Below are 17,400 nucleotides of genomic sequence, written 5' to 3'. Positions count from 1 at the left end.
CCCTATTCCCTAGCGCAAAGCGCATATTAGTCTTGTTGGGTGGTAAACTGACCAGCGCCAACTAGGGAAAGAGCGATCGCCATAACCAGCAGTGCTGGAATAGAATACCAGGGAAACTGACCGATATCATAGGCAGCCGATCGCAAGCCTAACGTAGTATAAGTTAGAGGCAGTAAATAAACAATTCCTTTCAGAACCGTGGGCAGGGTAGATGGATCGAAAAATGTCCCCCCTAAAAACGACATGGGGATAATCAGAAAATTATTATAAAGCCCTACCGTTTCTAACGATTTCACCTGTAACCCGACTAATACCCCTAAGCCAGCAAAAACGGCACAATTAAGGATAATCAGGACTAAAAATAAGGGATTTAGAAAACTCCAAAACTTGCCCGTAAATAGAACCGCGACTAAAATCACAGAACCCGAAGTCATTAACCCGCGTACCACTCCTGCCAACATTTTACCCAAATATAACGCCAACGGATGAACGGGCATTAACAACATTTCCTCAAAGTTTTTCGTATAGAGACGTTCCCCACAAATAGAAAATACCGTTCCGGCAAAACTAATGGTCATTGAAGAAAGGGCGACCATCCCCGGTAAAATAAACTCTAGATAGCTATTCCCTATGGGGGGAGTCATCGCTCGGTCGAGGGTAGAACCGAGTCCCAGACCAAAAGCAAGAATATAGATTAAGGGAGAGACTAAGCCAGATGCCGCCACGGGTGCCAGTCTAACCCGCAAATCTAGCCATTCTCCCCATAAAATAGTCATGCTATCAGCCCAGAGGGTGGGAAGTTCGGAGAGTGAGGGATAACGACGCAATAGGGGATTAAGCAAAGCCACGGCTAGTTATGCGGTAAGGGGAAAAAGTTTACAATTCTTAATATATCAAAGAATCCCTCAAACTCTAAGAGGATTTCAGGCTAGGAAACCATTCCCATATCAATAGGGATAAGACTATTGGCCTCTAAACTATTGGGCGGCACATTACCGATGATACCGAGAATCGGGCCAGAGGCACTCAGACGAATGACTGTATTGCCAGCAATATCGTCTAAGATGAGATTCTGGGGATTAGTTCCTGGGGTTAAGGCGATGCGATCGATCCCCACTTGAAAATCGGTAATGAAATCAGCTTGTAGAATATCATTGACGGCGGCACTGGTGCGTAGCATAAAGACATCTGCTCCGAGTCCTCCCGTGAGGATATCTGCCCCTAGATCGCCGCTTAGGGTATCGTTGCCATTATCGCCGCTTAAAGTATCATTTCCTTGCCCCCCATAGAGCCAATCGTTCCCTTGTCCCCCATGGATAAGGTCATTACTGGCATTGCCCAGAAGGGTGTCGTTGTCGGGATTACCATAGATTTCATCATTGCCAAATCCACCGAAGAGGAGATCGTTGCCTTGTAGACCGAAAATGCGATCGCCAATGGGTGTGCCTTCAATTACATCATTCCCTGGAGTACCTGGGGGAATAGGAGTCAGAAGACTATTCAACCCATTAATCAGGGCATTTAAAGTGGGATTAGTGGCGCTCGCTCCCATCAAAGTATTGAGGAGTTGATTGGGGTCAATTGAGGATAAATCAGTTAAGTAAATACGATTATCTGTAGGGTTGCTATCGATATCTTGAACATCAATCAGAACAGTTCCACTCAGGTTAGAGGAGTTATTTTGAGGAATGAATTGCACTGAACCCAAGGGAGAGGTCAGACTAACATTGAGAACTCCCCCATTGACTTGCAGGGTTAGTTCATTGGGTGGTGAAGTATCGACATAAAATCCGCGATCGCCTTCCCATCCGAAATTAGCCTGTAATTGTGCATCGAAGACTAAGGAAGCAGAGCTATTCACATTAATACCCAAGTTGGGTAAACCGAGACTGTTGGCAATTTCAGGAGTCAGGGTTAAAGGAGGAATCGGAGGTTTAAGTTGGGCTTGAAAGGCAATATTATTATTTTGCGCTGAGGTGATGGTGATATCTTGGCTATTGACCGTATTATCACCGTTGATATCCTGTAACCAACCTAGACCATTGGGCCCCAAAGCTTGCCCTAATCCTTGTTGTACAAACAGTGGATTCGTACTGCTTTGAACTAAGGGCAGTAATCCGATTAATTGATTAATTTGAGTTTGAACGGTTTGGAGATTGAGATTAGAATTGGGAGAGAGTAAGTTTAAATACTCTTGAGCGACGGTGAAGACTGGCTCAAGACTTTGGGCAATGTTCGAGGGGTTAATTGGATTGTTCATGAGTCATATCAAGTCTATTCAATCAATTATAATATGTCATCGCGAATCGAACGTTTTGCTTCGCGACATGAATATATCGGCGACAGCCGAAAGGCGATCGCTCTCCTCCGGTGGCAATGACCACTGATTTAATGTTTGGATTCATCAGAGGATTCGTTTTGAGAAAATATTCGCAATATGGGGGGTAAAACCCATTTTGCCAGTGCCCAAAATCCGACAGCAAAGGTGAAACTGAGCAAGACAGCAATGACAAAGGGATGGGGAGATGTTCCCGGATTTTTGCTCAAAATGGGGAATGTCATCCGTTGTTGTTCAAAGATTAACGTGGAACTAGAAGCGGCGATCGCCCCCGCACCGATACCCACCCCGATCGCCTGGATATGGTCTTGCAAAGCTTGGTTTTGCTGCTGTAGCTTGCGATCGCTTTCCGCTTGTTGAATTTCAACTAAACCGCGAATTGTGGCGATCGCGCGATCGACTAAATCCGTACCGTCGGCAAAATACCTGAAATTTGTGGCAATTTGCTGCTCGAAATAGGGGGCAATATCTTCCGCAAACTCGTGCAAGAGTCCCATGTTTTTCGGTTCGATCTCTAAAGTCTCGCTAATCTCTTTTAAGGTATGCCGATAGTTATGCAAATTGGTTTTAATCGTATTGCCAAAATCTTCCATGAGGCGCAAAGTACGGGTATAGGGTAACGATTCCCCAGTGAGAAAAATTAGCTTCTGTTTAAAGTCTTCTAGTTCCTTGGGTTCTAACCGATCGGGTTTTCGATTTTGTAAGGTTTCGTCTAGGTTGTCTAAGGTTTCTCCCAGAGTCTCATAGCCGTTATTCAGAACTTGATAAATAAGGCGGCTATCGGCAAAGCCTTTCGCGATTTTTGTGCGATAGAACAATAGATCGGAAATACTATCCAAGCAGTCATTCACTGAGGTTTGCGCTTGTTCGTCGCGGAAGAGCCAAATCAGGAGATAGCGATCGCCTTTTTCTTTGCTGCGGTTTTCGTAAGCGAATATTGGGTTGCCAAATAACTCGCCGCGATCGCATAATGTCAAATCCTCGCCAGCAAACAATCCGGTAAAACACTGATCCGCTAAGTCGTTCAAGTAATCGCGATCGTGCTGTTTGTTAACCGTGGGAACATAAGCAGTCAAGAGTACCGTATTTCCGAGAAAAATAGATGGATTTTTGGACTGGAAATGATGTAAAATAGAATTGGGTCTTAATTTATCTTTTATCTCGGATAAGCTTACCTTTGGGAGTGGCTCTTGTTCGTCGTCATAACCGTAATTGAATAGCAAGCCATAGCTATCTTTGATTTTCCAGGGTTGGACGGAACCCGAAAGTAATGTTGCTGGCGTTTCGGTCTGGAGATTTGGGTCTGGGAATGCGATCGCCCGTCGATACTTATCCGCTAAAACTGCGCGATCGCGACGACTCAATGGCTTCTTTAATTTATCCGCATCCAGCTTATCGGTTATCTTAACGTCAAACGGCTTTAGCAGACCGTTGCACTCTTGCCAAAACTCATCATCTTGTCCCAAAAACTCGCCATTCTTCTTTTTCTGACACAACTGATAGGCAAACAGGTAAATATTGGGAGCGAGCAGATAGGGTTCCGAGGACATGGGAGCAACATGGATAGGGTAAATTGGAGATTAGGATTTCGGCAGGCGATCGCGAAGACTTCTTGGAATTTTCGGATAAAGGTTATCTAGAGTTTTGTCCGGTTTTTTCGGCGCGGTTTCCGGTTCGGGAATATTATTCTTCAGTTTAAACTTGCGTTGGTTTTCCGCTTCGGCAAATATCTCATCGGTTAACTTCGGATACTGCGCGCACCATTTACCTAGCTTATCCACAAATACGGTATTAGAGTCGGTTGCCGATGCGATCGCCATATCGTTGAGTTCTTCTAAACCGGCGATCGCGCCAGACGTGGTAAAAATGTCATTAGGATTAGTTTCCCAAACATTGAGAAAGGCTTGAATAATCTCTTCTGGATTCATGGGTCAACGCAAAATACCAAATTAACAACAATTATAATCCCCGCGACAGGCGAGAAACGGGGTGCCTCAGAAACCGGGTTTGCTATCCCCTCCGCATCAAAGCGACAGATGAGGCACAAACCCGGTTTCTTGTTCTTGGGTTTCTCAACCCCCCCGAGGCCCCCCGCTCATTGTCCCGTGACGCAGAACGCCGCCCAATGATAGGGATGGGTGTAGGGTTCGTAGTCGGCGGTATATCCCCAGGCAAACCGACCGACGATCCTAGCTTTTCCGGTTTCCGAGAGCAGAGAACAACCCCGGGCCCAGTCTTGCAACCGAGCAACCGTGACCTCGCGCATCCAGTCTTGCGTCTGTTTCAGCGCCAACGTAACCGGAGGAGACGGTTTCGCGAACAAGGTTTCGTAGAAGCGCACCATAAACACCGCCGTCGAGATATCGTTCACGGCCCAGAGGGTTCCCAGGACGTGGCGGGAACCCGCGAAGAAAAAGGCGGCCAGGATACTGATATATTCGTCCGTGGTGGTGCTGATATCGGTAATAGCGGTTTCGCAAGCGGAAAGCACCACTAAGCGACATTGGGGCAAGCGCAGGTTAAAGATTTCCGGGAGAATGAGGCATTTATCCGCATCGAACGTGCCGCGACGGGAGCGGATGGCTGGGGAGAGGTCGGCACTGCCCTCTTTTGCCGTTTCCGGGTCTTCCGTATCCGAGAGTTGGGAACCGGCGAGAATTAAGCCCGAGCTGCGCGGGTTATTAAAGTTAAAATAGCCGTGGCAGGCGAAATGGGCGATATTGGTGGTGGCGAGCTGGGGTTGGCGGTTGTCGAACTCGGTTTTCGTGGCCTTATCTTGTTTCAGGATAGTGGGAGCGGTGAAGACAGTTTGAATGGCTTCCACTTCTAGGTCGGTATACTCCAGGTCTGCGGTGGGGTTTTGCAGGGCGAAAAATACCTCATGGTTCTCATTGTCCCGGCTATTGGCAACGGGAGCATTGTCCTGCAAAGAGAGTTGTAAAATTTGGCTGCTGGGTGCGTAGCGGATGCCTTCGGGGAAATGGTCGCTGAGAATACAGTCGCCCAGGGGTAAGGCGTGCAGGGGAAACAGGTGCAAGGCGCGATAGGGAACCAGAATGAGTTGCTCGCAGGACTTGGGAATAGCGGCCAGCAGGGTAGGAACCTCCAGCAAGTCGGATAATTCTTGCAGATAGTGGGGTAACTGGGTTTGCCAGTCTTCCGCACGCCGTAGATAGTGTTCCAGATAGTCCTCTTGCAGTGCATCCAAGCGCTCGGGTGCGTCCGGGTTTGTGGTCAGGACTTGGGGGTGGGTTCCTTGATGAGTGACGATGAAACTGTGGATACCTTTGTAAGTGATGTACCACTCGACGAGGACGGTTTTCGGGTTAACCAGGCCTTGGATATCCCTATAGGTAATGGGAGTAATCTGTTGACTGTAGCGGAACTTGGGGTCGTGGGGCGTTATTTCTTCGTCAATTAAGCGATCCAGTTGCTGGCGCAGGGTGCGGAGTTTGGCCGTAGGGGTTTCCGTGATGCTATCCGGTGCGGCGCTGCTGCGGGAGTCCTCCATTTGTTGCAGTTTCCACCATTGCTGATAGAGGTCGCGGTAGCGGTGCCAGAGGTCTTCCGGAATGTTTTCCGGTTGCAACTTAGTGGCGGCCAGCAGCTCCACCAGGTTGCGGGCCTTGCTGCGCTCGGCATATTCTAGAGCACCAGTCCAGTCTTCGCGCTCCAAGCAAACTTCGATAGTATTGCGATAGAGACTTTGCCATTCTTCGGCGAGTTTTTGTTTATCCCCATCGCCACCAACGATAATTCCCTGGCGTATTTCTTCCACGGTATCGATAGCTTGGGTAAAGACAGAGTAGGCATCCGCAAGCTGTCCCAGGTCTCGATAGGCCAGACCCAGAGTAAACAAGGTATCTGCATGTTTTTGGGGAAAGGCAGCGCGGGTTGTCACTTCTAGAGCTTCACGATAACAGCCGATCGCAAGTTCGAGATTCTCCACCCGCTCTCCCAGGATGCGGGCGTAGTAAACCGATCCCAGATTATGGTGGGTTCCTGCCCACTCTTGGGGAAACTGTTTCTGGGTATATACTTCCAGTACCAGTTGGTAAGCGGCGATCGCTTTTTCTATATTCTCCGCTCGCCCCCCCCGGATGCGGTCTGAGTAAGCTACTGCCAGATTATTTTGGGTCATTGCCCATCGTTCAGGAAAAACCTGGCGATCATATACCTGAAGGACTTCTTGATACAAAGAGATTGCTTGCTCCAAGTTCTCACTGGGTTCTTCCCGGATGCGTTTAGAGTAAGCAGCTCCTAAACAAATTTGGGTATTTGCCCACTCTTGAGGAAAGGCTTCACGAGTTCTTACTTGTAGGGCCAGTTGACAAGCGGCGATCGCATTTTTGATATTCTCGGCCCGCTCCCCCCGGATGCGCTCACAGTAGGCAATAGCCAGATAATGTTGGGTTCTTGCCCAGTCTTGAGGAAAGGCTTCACGGGTTCTTACTTGTAGGGCCAGTTGGAAAGCAGCGATCGCATTTTCGATATTCTCCGCACGCTCCCCCCGGATGCGGTTTCTGTAGGCATCTCCCAGATTATTTTGAGTCCCTGCCCACTCTTGAGGAAACTGTTGTGGGGTATAAATTTCCAAGGCCAGTTGGTAAGCGACAATAGCATGTTCGATATTCTCGGCCGGCTCTCCTCGGATGCTCTCACAGTAGGCATTTGCCAGATTATTTTGGATTCCTGCCCACTCTTGAGGAAACTGTTGCGGAGTATAAATTTCCAAGGCTAGTTGGTAAGCGACAATGGCATGTTCGATATTCTCCGCACGACTGCCTAATGGACAATCTTTGATTAAATTACCGAAATTTCCAAGACCTGCAGCAATACTCTGGGCTTGTTCTAGTTCCATGTACTCCAGAGTTTGACTCACCCAAGCTCGCAAGCTCTCAGCTAATGTTAAATCGAATCTATCTAAGTTCTGTTGCAAGAGCGGATAAACCACGTTTGGATCTCCGCTACTATCTAAAGTCGCTAATACTTCCAATAAGAACTGGAAATAATCTTCTGGCGTTGCTCCTTCCCGGTTCCTCCCCTGTCCCAGCACCCGCACCAACTCCTGCAAAAACCGCGCCTCATTCTCCCTTCCTTCTTCTGCCATCTGCTCGCCGATGGTTGCGCAGACCTGGAGAAACTCGGCATCCACCAGTTCCCGGTTCTCCTGCAAGATCCGTCCTTCCTCACCGTTGGGACACTTCAGCAGTTCTCGAATCAAGTTCAGGTAAGCCTCTAGCCGTTCTTCATCCATGACGATACTGGTGGGTTGCTCTGTTTCGAGTCTATCGTGGGGCCTCACGGGGGCCTCAGAAACCGGGTTTGCTATCCCCTTCGCATCAAAGCGACAGGTTAGGCACAAACCCGGTTTCTCGCCTCGCCACCCGGTTTCTTGCCTCGCTCGCCTCGCCACGCGGTTTCTTAGTCAAAGAGGAGATGGTCGATCGCATTTTCCCGTTCTCCTTCTTCGACAAACTCCCGATAGGCACTCGGGGACTCGAACAGGGAGCCGACGATTTCACATTGCGGTAAGGTGCCACGGCGCAGTTGTAGATATTCGGGATAACTGGAAAACTCCCAATCTGCGGCGGACTCGACTAAGTTGGCGCGCACGGGATTCAGGTGAATATAGCGAGTTAGATTGGCTAAATAGCGATCGCTATCCACTAATATCGCCTGAAACCGTCCTTGAAATAAGGAACCAACGCGCTTATAGCGATTATTCATGGTTTTCGTATAGGATAAGGCAAACCGCTGCATCCGTTTCGAGAAGTTGGCTTGATGCAAGTAAACCAAGAAGTGATAGTGGTTCGGCATCAGGCAATAGGCAACCAGATCTAGCGCGCGGGGTTGAATGAAGTAACGGCGAAACTGGCGCAAAAAGTAGAGATAGTTGTCCCGGTTGTAGAAAATAGGTTGTCGGTCGTTGCCGCGATTATATACGTGGTAGTAGCAACCTTCCTGAAACCGAATTTGACGATAGGGCATTCTTCCATACTACCAGTAATGAGGGCCTCAGAAACCGGGTTTGCTATCCCCTCCACATCAAAGCGACAGACTAGATACAAACCCGGTTTCTTGTCCTCAGGCGATCGCTTTACTTCTGCCCTAAATCTGTAATCACTTTCTCCAGATACCACTCTTGTGCCATTCCAGGATAATCTTGCTTCGCTTGATCGATCAGCCGTTGGGCAATTTCCCAATGTCCTCCTACTAAACGCAATAACCGTTGACGTAGCAAAGATTCGAGTTGAATAGTGTTGGTTTGAGGGACGGCTTTTTGCAGTTTCTTCAATTGGGATAGGGACCGATCATACTCTGACCATTTTTCTTGTTCGCAAAACTTACTCGCTGCCCGTTGATAGTCGGCAATGGCTTCACCCATTTCTTCTAAGCAAGCATGGGCAAGTCCTCGACTATAATAGGCTGTGCCATTATTAGGATCGAGATTGAGGGCGGCGCTATAGTCTTGGATAGCTTGAGCGTAATGACTGGTTAAGCGATATGCATCTCCTCTGGCAATGTAAATCAGGGGATCGTTACTCTCAGTATTCAACGCTTGATTAAAGTCTTCAATCGCGCCTAAATGATCGCCAATCTGGGCGCGAGCTTTGCCTCGGTTGCGATAAATAATCGGGTCTTTAAAGTTAAGAGAAAGGGCGCGGTTAAAGTCAGAAATAGCGCTTTGATAGTTCCCCTGTTGACAATAAATAATTCCCCGACAACCGTAGGCACGAGCGTCATTGGGATCGGTTTTTAAAATCCAATTCAATTCTTCTCTAGCTTCTTGGGGTTTTCCCTGTTGCGCTTTGTCAATGAGGTTTTGATAAAAGTCAGATTGGGTGACTAAAGGTAGGGATGGAGAGGTTAGTTGGGGGGCATCTTCTTTGGGTTTAATTTGTTGAATCAGGGCTAAACAACGACTGGCGTTATCTTTGTCTTTTTGGTCTAAATAAAGGTGGGCAGCTTGTTTAAAGTTGGCGATCGCACTTTGAAGGTTGCCCCGTTTGCGCTCAACCGTCCCTCGCAGTTGATACGCAGCAGCAAACCCAGGTTTGAGCTGAATCACCCAATTGATGTCTTCCAGGGTTCCAGGAAGGTTTTTGAGGCTAATGCGGGCAAGGGCGCGGGCATAGTAAGCTTGACTATGGTAGCGATCGCGCTCAATCGCTTGGCTATAATCAGAGATAGCTGGATAGATTTGACCCAAGTCAAAGTAGGCTAAACCCCTTTGATAGTAAGGATCTCCCCAATCTGGATTGAGGGTAATTGCTTCATTGAAAATGGCGATCGCTCCCTCAAAATCCTTTTGATTTGCCTTTTTGATCCCGTCTTGATATAACTGCTGTTCAATCACGATTCTTCTATCGACAGATTGCAAAGTTTGACAATGACAAAAAATAAAACTAACTAATGGGACTTAGACCCAATTATATGTGAATATTCTAACTATTAAATCGTAAAACTGCAAAATCTAAACTTAGAAATCATGACCTTGTCACAGGAAAGTCAAACTCAGACCCAAACCCAGTTATCTCTCGACCAGATTTATCAGCGTCTTCATACCACACCTGAAGATATAGCAGCATTCTGTCAAAAGTGACAGCTTGTCGAATTTGCTTTGTTTGGCTCAATTTTGCGAGAGGATTTCCGGGAAACTGGCAGGGATCCGAGCGATGTTGATGTATTATTTACTTATGGGGAGAAAGCGCGTAGGAATTTACTGCTTTTGGTGCAGATAAAATATGAATTAGAAGACTTACTGAACCGAGAGGTTGATGTGGTGAGTAAAACAGCTCTCTTAGAAGATCACTACACTATTCGCCAAGAAAACATTTTAGGTTCAGCAAGGACAATTTATGAGACGAGATAAAGAAGCACTTTTGGATATTAGAACATTATACCAACAATGTCACCTGGGATGAATTGTTCCAGAATGAAGAAAAGCAAGATGCAGTGATTCGGCGAATTTTAATCAGTTGGCGAAGCAACCAAACGGTTATCGGCTGACTTTAGAAACAATCATCCAGAGATTGCTTGGCGTAAAATTGCTGGAATGCGCGATATTATTGTGCATGACTACAATAAAATTGATGTTGAGACCGTTTGGCAACTTGTCTTGCACGACTTGCCAACTTTAAAGTATTTTTTGACTGTTCTAGAGTAGTAATATCCCTCTTGTATCATTGTATTAGCAAATCCTAACCTTTCAAGCCACTCCCCGCATCCGTAGACATAATATATCGTTGCACAAACATAAACAGTACTAAAATCGGTAAAATCGAAATCATCGATCCGGCCGCAATTAAACGCCAATCTAAAGAAAATGTTCCTGCTAACCGTTGAACCCCTAACGGAAGCGTAAACATTTCCGGTTGATCTAAAATAATCAGCGGCCATAAAAAATCACTCCACGATCCAATAAACACAAAAATCGCTAGAGTCACCAATGCTGGGCGAATGGCAGGCAACATGACGCACCACCAAATTTCCCATTCGGAACAGCCATCCATACGTGCTGCTTCTTCTAATTCTTTCGGTATACCTTGAAACGCTTGCCGTAATAAGAAAATCCCGAATGCAGAAGCTAATGACGGCAACATTACGCCTAAATATGTGTTTCTCAATCCCAATTGTACCATTAAAATATAGAGGGGAATCATTACAATTTGAAAGGGAATTAAAATCGTGGCCACAATCAGGCTAAAAATCAGTTGCCGTCCCTGAAAATTGAGTCTTGCTAAGGGATAAGCCGCCAGAGAACAAAAGAGTAAATTTAATCCCACGGTCAGGGCAGAAATCCAGAAGCTATTGAATAAGTAGCGGTCAAAGGGATTAGTTTGCCAAACCTCAATAAAGTTACTCAGTGTAGGCTGTTCTGGAATCAGTTGGGGCGGGAATTGAAAAATATTTTCACCCGCTGATTTTAGGGAGGTGCTAGCTAACCACAGTAGCGGCAAGAGCATTATAAATGCTAGAATAACCAATACTGTATAGGTTCCTAGGGTGGGCCAGAATTTGGTCTTATGCATAGGAGTTAGGAGACAATAAAAGGGGGTTAAAATTTGGCACGAGTGCGTGTGCGTCAGCATGTTAATCCATTAAGCCGCAAATTTCAAGAGCCGGTAGGGATTCCCAATTGGTCAGAAATTTATCCTCACTTACAGCATCCTCTCCATCTCGATATTGGTTGTGGACGGGGGCGCTTTTTGTGGGAAATAGCGCAACAAAGAGGGGACTGGAACTTCCTAGGGCTAGAAATTCGGGAACCTCTAGTGACAGAAGCGAATGAATGGCGCGATCGCCAGAATTTAACGAATCTCCATTATCTTTTTTGTAATGTTAATATATCCCTAAAAGATATCCTCACGTCTCTACCCGAAAATACTCTACATTATGTGAGCATCCAATTCCCCGATCCTTGGTTTAAACATCGACATCAAAAACGGCGCGTGGTTCAGGATGAAGTGGTCGATATTCTGTCTCAGTTTATGAGTTCTGGGGGTCAGGTTCTCCTGCAATCTGATGTGGAAGATGTGGCATTACAGATGCGAAGTTTATTCGATAGGCACGCTGACTTTAGCTGTTCCCATGACTGGTTAGAGGAGAATCCTTTACCCGTACAAACGGAGCGAGAAATTGCAACCTATGCCAAAGGTGAGCGGGTTTATCGGGTGATGTTTGAACGGTTGTGAGGAGTAAGAAACCGGGTTTCTGGCTCCCAGCATTTCCTAAGTTTATTATGACCAATCAGAACAACTCAGAGTTCCTCTGTGAAAATCCAGAGCGCTTACAGCAGTATTTACAAGAAATCCCCAAACTACCTGGGGTTTACTTAATGAAAGATGCGGGGAACTCGATTTTATATATCGGTAAATCGAAACAATTAAGAACCCGTGTTCGCTCCTACTTTCGCGATTTTACCGGCCATAATGCTCGCATTGCCTTAATGGTACGGAAAGTCAGTGATATTGAATGGATTATTACGGATACAGAAGCGGAAGCGCTGGCTCTAGAATCGACGCTGATTAAGCGTCATCAACCGCGATTTAATGTCCTACTTAAGGATGATAAAAAGTATCCCTATGTCTGTATTACTTGGTCGGATAACTATCCCCATATTTTTATTACCCGCAAGCGCAAACCCAGAAACCCGAAAGATAAATACTATGGCCCCTATGTGGACGGGGGACAATTGCGGCAAACATTGGATTTGATTAAGCGAATTTTTCCCCAACGCCAGCGACCGAAACCCTTGTATAAAGACCGCACTTGTTTGAATTATGATATTGGGCGCTGTCCGGGAGTTTGTCAACAGTTGGTTGAGGTGGAGGATTATCGGCAAATGATGCAAAAAATTGCCATGATCTTTCAAGGGAGAACGGCTGAGTTGGTGGAGGAATTGAGGCAGCAAATGCAGGAAGCGTCAGAGGCTCTCAATTTTGAATTGGCGGCTCAATTGCGAGATCAAATTCAAGGGTTGCAAGCATTAAATGCGAGTCAAAAGGTCGATTTATCGGACGATCGCGTTTCACGGGATGCGATCGCCCTGGAACAGGACGCAGAACGCTGCTGCATTCAGTTATTCCAAATTCGTGCAGGTAAATTGGTGGGTCGGTTGGGGTTCTTTGCCCAATCTGGGGAACCAGGGTCAATTTTACAACGGGTTTTAGAGGAGCATTATCAAAGTGCTGAACCCCTGGAAATTCCGACGGAAATTTTAGTGCAACACCCTTTACAAGATGCCGAGTTTCTGCTAGAATTTCTGCACAATCACAAAGGCAAGAAAGTTACGATTCATGTTCCGCAACGGCAAAGTAAGGCAGAACTGATTGATTTAGTTTATCGCAATGCCCAAGCCGAGCTAAAACGGATGCAAAAATTTGGCGATCGCGCCCAACAAAGTCTCACTGATTTAGCCACCATCCTCAACTTACCCGAACTTCCCCGACGCATCGAAGGTTACGATATTTCCCATCTGCAAGGGTCAAATGCGGTGGGGTCTCAGGTGGTCTTTATTAATGGAATGCCAGCGAAACAATATTATCGCCATTATAAGATCAAAAATCCAGCAGTCCAACCCGGTCATTCTGATGATTTTGCCTCCCTTGCAGAAGTCATTAACCGTCGATTTCGCCCCTTTCTGGATAATGCCCAACTTCCCCGTCAAGGAAACCCAGATTTTCCCGACTTACTGCTCATTGATGGAGGAAAAGGTCAGTTATCTGCGGTGGTTGCTGTCCTCTCTAAGTTAGAACTATTACAAGATTTGCGAGTGATTAGTTTAGCCAAACAGGAGGAAGAACTGTTTCAACCGGGCGATTCTGCTCCTCTTCCTACCGATCGCGATCAACCCGGTGTGCAGTTACTGCGTCGGGTTCGAGATGAATCCCATCGCTTTGCCGTAAGCTTCCATCGTCAACAACGGGGCGATCGCCTCCTCAGTTCCCGCTTAGATGGAATTCCTGGATTAGGGTATGAGCGACAGAAGCAATTATACAAACATTTTCCGTCTTTAGATGCGATCGCCCAAGCCAGCACCAAAAAACTCCAACAAGTCCCCGGAATCGGCCCTAATTTAGCACAGAATATTTACGATTATTTTCACAAACAATAGAGGCAATATCGCACTTCGCGCTGTAGTAGGAGAATGGAGGGAGTACACAACAGACTCAATCTAGCTATTCCCTATTCCCTAGCACTTATAACACCCGAATAACACTCGGCACAGTGTCGATCTCCTCCAAATCTTCGACTTCTGCTAAGGCTTCTCTAAAATTGCCTTCACGGGTTTCATGAGTCACAATCACAATTTCCGCTAAATCTTCCCTGAATCCAATTTGTACCACAGACTCTAAACTCACCCCATGCTCGCCGAAAATCATGCCCAGATGACCAATAACTTTGGGACGATCTTTGGCAATTAAGCGGATATAAAAGCGACTCTCTAATTCCTCAACTCGAGTGAGGGTGCAATAGTGCTGATGGGTGCAACTGAGGAGGGGATGGGGGATGGGTTCGGTTTCCGTTTTCAGGATAGCCGCAATATTAATGATATCGGATGTAACCGCGCTAGCCGTTGGCCCTGCTCCTGCCCCTTGGCCGTAGAACATCACCGGCCCGATGGGGTCTCCTTCAACTAAAATGGCGTTAAATACGCCATTGATACTGGCAAGGGGATGGCTCAAGGGCACGAGGGTGGGATGGACACGAATTTGGAGATGATCGATCGCATCTGGGGACGGATCTCGACGAGCGATCGCCAAAAGTTTAATCCGAAATCCCAGTTTTTGAGCATAACTAATATCGGCTGCACTAATAGAACGAATGCCTTCACAATGCACTTCCTCCCGTTTCACTCGCCCGCCAAAGGCTAGAGCCGCTAAAATGGCAATCTTATCCGCCGCATCCCAACCATCCACATCCGCCGTGGGATCGGCTTCCGCATAGCCTAAACTCTGGGCATCCACCAGAACCTCTCCAAAGTCCGAGCCTTCCTGCTGCATCCGGGACAAAATATAATTAGTCGTGCCATTAATGATACCAATTACGGATTGAATTCGGTTCACGCCCAAGGCTTGCTTCAGGGGATTAATCACCGGAATCCCCCCGCCCACAGCCGCTTCCAGCATCACGTAAACGCCCGCAGCATTCGCTGCATCATAAATTTCATCACCATATCGGGAAATCACGGCTTTATTAGCGGTCACCACATGCTTTCCATGGGCGATCGCCTGAAGAATGAGCGATCGCGCCGGTTCTAAACCGCCGATTAATTCCACCACAATATCCACCGCTTCATCAGAGACAATGGCTTCGAGATCGGTGGTGAGCAACTCATCTGGCAGTTTCACCGCTCTAGGTTTATTCAGATCTCGAACACCAACCCGATACAGGTTTAGGTCACCTAAGAGGGGATGCCGTCCTTCCGGGTTCAGTAAAATATCAACCGTTCCTGCTCCTACGGTTCCTAAGCCTAGCAAGCCAATGTTATATGCCACAGTACCAATCTTGAAAACAATGGATTATTTTTTAAAGCTTATCATCAAAACCCAATGGGTACACCGCGATCTGTGAATTTTACCTCCTCGATATTCCATCTAGAAGATTGGGTTAAAGTTTCCTTTAAACTGCCCAATAGAGCCATTCTTTCGCAAGTGGAGAGGGAGACAAACAAACGCCCAGATTGGGGAGAGAGACGAAAATCAATAGTAAGACTATTGTCTGTTGGGTTGGGTTGCAAGCGATAACCGGCGATCGTAAAATCGGCTGTTGTTCCCTCTTCGATCGCGTTATGGATGGTTGCTTGCAGAGCATTTTGCTCAGGGACTTGGATCGACTTCTCTACAAACGATTCACAGAAGGGATCGAGCTGGTATACCGTCATCTCGATCATCTCCACCGCAGGAGTCGGTTCAAGCCTTTGGGCAATTTTGGGGACTGGTGCAGGGGTAGGTGTGAGTTCCGTGGAATGGCTGGAGGTGCATCCAGTCACAATGAGAGCGATCGCCAGACTCAGGGGAGCGATCGATCCTTGACGGTTCAAGAGAAGGAGCATAATACGTAAGAAGTCATGAATAAGTTCGAGTACCTCTTCATCTCATTCATAGAAACCTGCATTTGATCCGCCGAATTTCCTGTAGAGTAGCTATGGCCATTTACCTATTACCTAATCATGACCTTTAACCACCCTCATATCCTCTCGCTAGCTGACTTCACCCCAGACGATTACAATGCCGTTTTACAAACAGCCGCCAGTTTTTCTGATGTCCTTTCTCGACCAACGAAAAAAGCCAAAAAACTCCCCACCCTCCAGGGACGAGTGGTAACCAACCTCTTCTTTGAACCATCCACCCGCACCCGCAGCAGTTTTGAGCTAGCCGCCAAACGCTTATCGGCTGATACCCTCAATTTTGCTCCTGGTTCCTCTTCCCTCTCCAAAGGAGAAACCATTCTCGATACAGCTAAAACCTATTTAGCCATGGGAACGGATATTATGGTCATTCGCCATAAAGAAGCAGGGGTTCCCCAGGCGATCGCCGCTGAACTCGATCGCCTCAATACCCATGTTGGCGTTCTCAATGCCGGAGATGGTCAACACGAACATCCCTCCCAAGCCTTACTCGATCTCTTTACCCTTTGCTTCTTACTCGATCCCCAATCTCCCCGTTTAGAGTTACTCTCCGGTAAAAAAATTGCCATTGTTGGAGATATTGTTCACTCTCGGGTCGCTCGTTCCAATCTCTGGAGTTTAACCGCCACTGACTGTGAAGTTCACTTAGCCGCTCCGCCAACGTTATTACCCCAATTCTTTGCCCAATATACTTCTGGCCAGTTCCAAGAGCGCCCGGGAAAAGTCTTTGTCCATTGGTCAGTCGAACCCGCCCTCCAGGATGCTGATTTTGTTATGACCTTGCGCCTGCAAAAAGAGCGCATGACTCAACATTTACTGCCCAGTGCCCGGGAATACCATCATCGCTTTGGCATTACCCGCGATCGGCTCGAACTTTGTAAACCAGGTGTAAAAGTTCTCCATCCGGGCCCTGTGAATCGAGGAGTTGAAATCAGCTCCGATCTCATGGACGATCCCCAATTTAGTCTGATTTCCCAACAGGTTAGCAGTGGAGTATCCGTGAGAATGGCCCTACTTTATTTAATGGGAGGGGGGAAGTAGCGATCAACCGGTTATGGTAGATCAATATTGTGATAGTTATAAGGATGTTTTTCGTTAGTATGAATTTGGGTAGATTCTAGGTAGCCCCCCTGATAAGCGAGATACCACAGACAAAAAGCCTTGAAACCAAAGAATATTGATGAATCGGGATGACAGGATTTGAACCAACACCACTGAAGTAAGCTAGCCCTATTCTAACAGCTAGAAGCCTTGCTCTGCATACGTTCAACACGCTGAACCTTGGAAATGTGTTGAAAGTGTGTTGAATATGGACACCTACATAAAACAAGCATGGAGCCTGGTGAATGAGTACTTCTACTCTAACTCCATTGACATCTCCAAGCAGGTAGACCATGAGCTAGTGAGGGCATACCTCAAAGCTTGC

The 17,400-nt window shown here is 47.0% G+C and carries 15 protein-coding genes; 5 read left to right on the top strand and 10 right to left on the bottom strand.

What is annotated here, in order from left to right; all coding sequences use genetic code 11:
• Window positions 1–26: 26 nt before the first annotated feature.
• The 7 genes from PN466_RS19185 to PN466_RS19155 form a co-directional block, all read right to left on the bottom strand.
• Window positions 27–776: an ABC transporter permease gene (locus PN466_RS19185; protein ID WP_271942633.1), complete on the bottom strand. Its 750-nt coding sequence runs from the start codon at window positions 774–776 to the stop codon at window positions 27–29.
• Window positions 777–928: 152 nt separating this feature from the next.
• Window positions 929–2,260, bottom strand: a complete 1,332-nt coding sequence (locus tag PN466_RS19180) for a calcium-binding protein (RefSeq protein WP_271942542.1) — start codon at window positions 2,258–2,260, stop codon at window positions 929–931.
• Between the two features lie 128 nt (window positions 2,261–2,388).
• The gene (locus PN466_RS19175; RefSeq protein WP_271942539.1) at window positions 2,389–3,888 is read right to left on the bottom strand and encodes a hypothetical protein; all 1,500 of its coding nucleotides are present in this window, start codon (window positions 3,886–3,888) and stop codon (window positions 2,389–2,391) included.
• Between the two features lie 30 nt (window positions 3,889–3,918).
• Window positions 3,919–4,266 carry a hypothetical protein gene (locus tag PN466_RS19170; protein WP_271942537.1) on the bottom strand — a complete coding sequence of 116 codons (348 nt, stop codon included), beginning with the start codon at window positions 4,264–4,266 and terminating at the stop codon, window positions 3,919–3,921.
• A 167-nt stretch (window positions 4,267–4,433) separates the two neighbouring features.
• The gene (locus tag PN466_RS19165) at window positions 4,434–7,754 is read right to left on the bottom strand and encodes a CHAT domain-containing protein (protein WP_271942534.1); all 3,321 of its coding nucleotides are present in this window, start codon (window positions 7,752–7,754) and stop codon (window positions 4,434–4,436) included.
• A gap of 8 nt (window positions 7,755–7,762) precedes the next feature.
• The gene (locus PN466_RS19160) at window positions 7,763–8,329 is read right to left on the bottom strand and encodes an REP-associated tyrosine transposase (protein ID WP_271942531.1); all 567 of its coding nucleotides are present in this window, start codon (window positions 8,327–8,329) and stop codon (window positions 7,763–7,765) included.
• A gap of 109 nt (window positions 8,330–8,438) precedes the next feature.
• On the bottom strand, window positions 8,439–9,698 hold the full coding sequence (locus PN466_RS19155; protein WP_271942528.1) for a tetratricopeptide repeat protein: 1,260 nt from the start codon (window positions 9,696–9,698) through the stop codon (window positions 8,439–8,441).
• A 264-nt stretch (window positions 9,699–9,962) separates the two neighbouring features.
• Between PN466_RS19155 and PN466_RS19150 the strand changes: the two genes are divergently transcribed.
• Both PN466_RS19150 and PN466_RS26480 read left to right on the top strand, forming a co-directional pair.
• Window positions 9,963–10,214, top strand: a complete 252-nt coding sequence (locus PN466_RS19150) for a nucleotidyltransferase family protein (protein ID WP_271942526.1) — start codon at window positions 9,963–9,965, stop codon at window positions 10,212–10,214.
• 159 nt (window positions 10,215–10,373) lie between these two features.
• Window positions 10,374–10,508 carry a HepT-like ribonuclease domain-containing protein gene (locus PN466_RS26480; RefSeq protein ID WP_390890039.1) on the top strand — a complete coding sequence of 45 codons (135 nt, stop codon included), beginning with the start codon at window positions 10,374–10,376 and terminating at the stop codon, window positions 10,506–10,508.
• Between the two features lie 34 nt (window positions 10,509–10,542).
• Here PN466_RS26480 and PN466_RS19145 read toward each other — a convergent pair whose 3' ends face one another.
• Window positions 10,543–11,373, bottom strand: coding sequence for a carbohydrate ABC transporter permease (locus tag PN466_RS19145; RefSeq protein WP_271942524.1), 831 nt, complete (start codon window positions 11,371–11,373; stop codon window positions 10,543–10,545).
• 33 nt (window positions 11,374–11,406) lie between these two features.
• Here PN466_RS19145 and trmB point away from each other — a divergent pair, with 33 nt between their 5' ends.
• Both trmB and uvrC read left to right on the top strand, forming a co-directional pair.
• Window positions 11,407–12,036, top strand: coding sequence for a tRNA (guanosine(46)-N7)-methyltransferase TrmB (gene trmB / locus PN466_RS19140; protein ID WP_271942521.1), 630 nt, complete (start codon window positions 11,407–11,409; stop codon window positions 12,034–12,036).
• Window positions 12,037–12,083: 47 nt separating this feature from the next.
• A complete protein-coding gene (gene uvrC, locus PN466_RS19135; protein ID WP_271942518.1) occupies window positions 12,084–13,958 on the top strand; it encodes an excinuclease ABC subunit UvrC in 1,875 nt (624 codons plus the stop codon).
• Window positions 13,959–14,043: 85 nt separating this feature from the next.
• On the opposite strand, the gene PN466_RS19130 is transcribed toward uvrC, so the two are convergent.
• The gene (locus PN466_RS19130; protein ID WP_271942516.1) at window positions 14,044–15,342 is read right to left on the bottom strand and encodes a homoserine dehydrogenase; all 1,299 of its coding nucleotides are present in this window, start codon (window positions 15,340–15,342) and stop codon (window positions 14,044–14,046) included.
• 44 nt (window positions 15,343–15,386) lie between these two features.
• The gene (locus PN466_RS19125) at window positions 15,387–15,899 is read right to left on the bottom strand and encodes a hypothetical protein (RefSeq protein WP_271942513.1); all 513 of its coding nucleotides are present in this window, start codon (window positions 15,897–15,899) and stop codon (window positions 15,387–15,389) included.
• A 117-nt stretch (window positions 15,900–16,016) separates the two neighbouring features.
• On the opposite strand from PN466_RS19125, the gene PN466_RS19120 reads away from it, so the two are divergent.
• Complete coding sequence (locus PN466_RS19120; protein ID WP_271942510.1) at window positions 16,017–17,015, top strand: aspartate carbamoyltransferase catalytic subunit; 999 nt, start codon at window positions 16,017–16,019, stop codon at window positions 17,013–17,015.
• Window positions 17,016–17,400 lie beyond the last annotated feature (385 nt).

Origin of the sequence: Roseofilum reptotaenium CS-1145, from assembly GCF_028330985.1 — a bacterium.
In the GTDB taxonomy this organism is placed as follows: Bacteria; Cyanobacteriota; Cyanobacteriia; order Cyanobacteriales; family Desertifilaceae; genus Roseofilum; species Roseofilum reptotaenium.
This window is presented reverse-complemented; position numbering and strand designations above follow the sequence as displayed.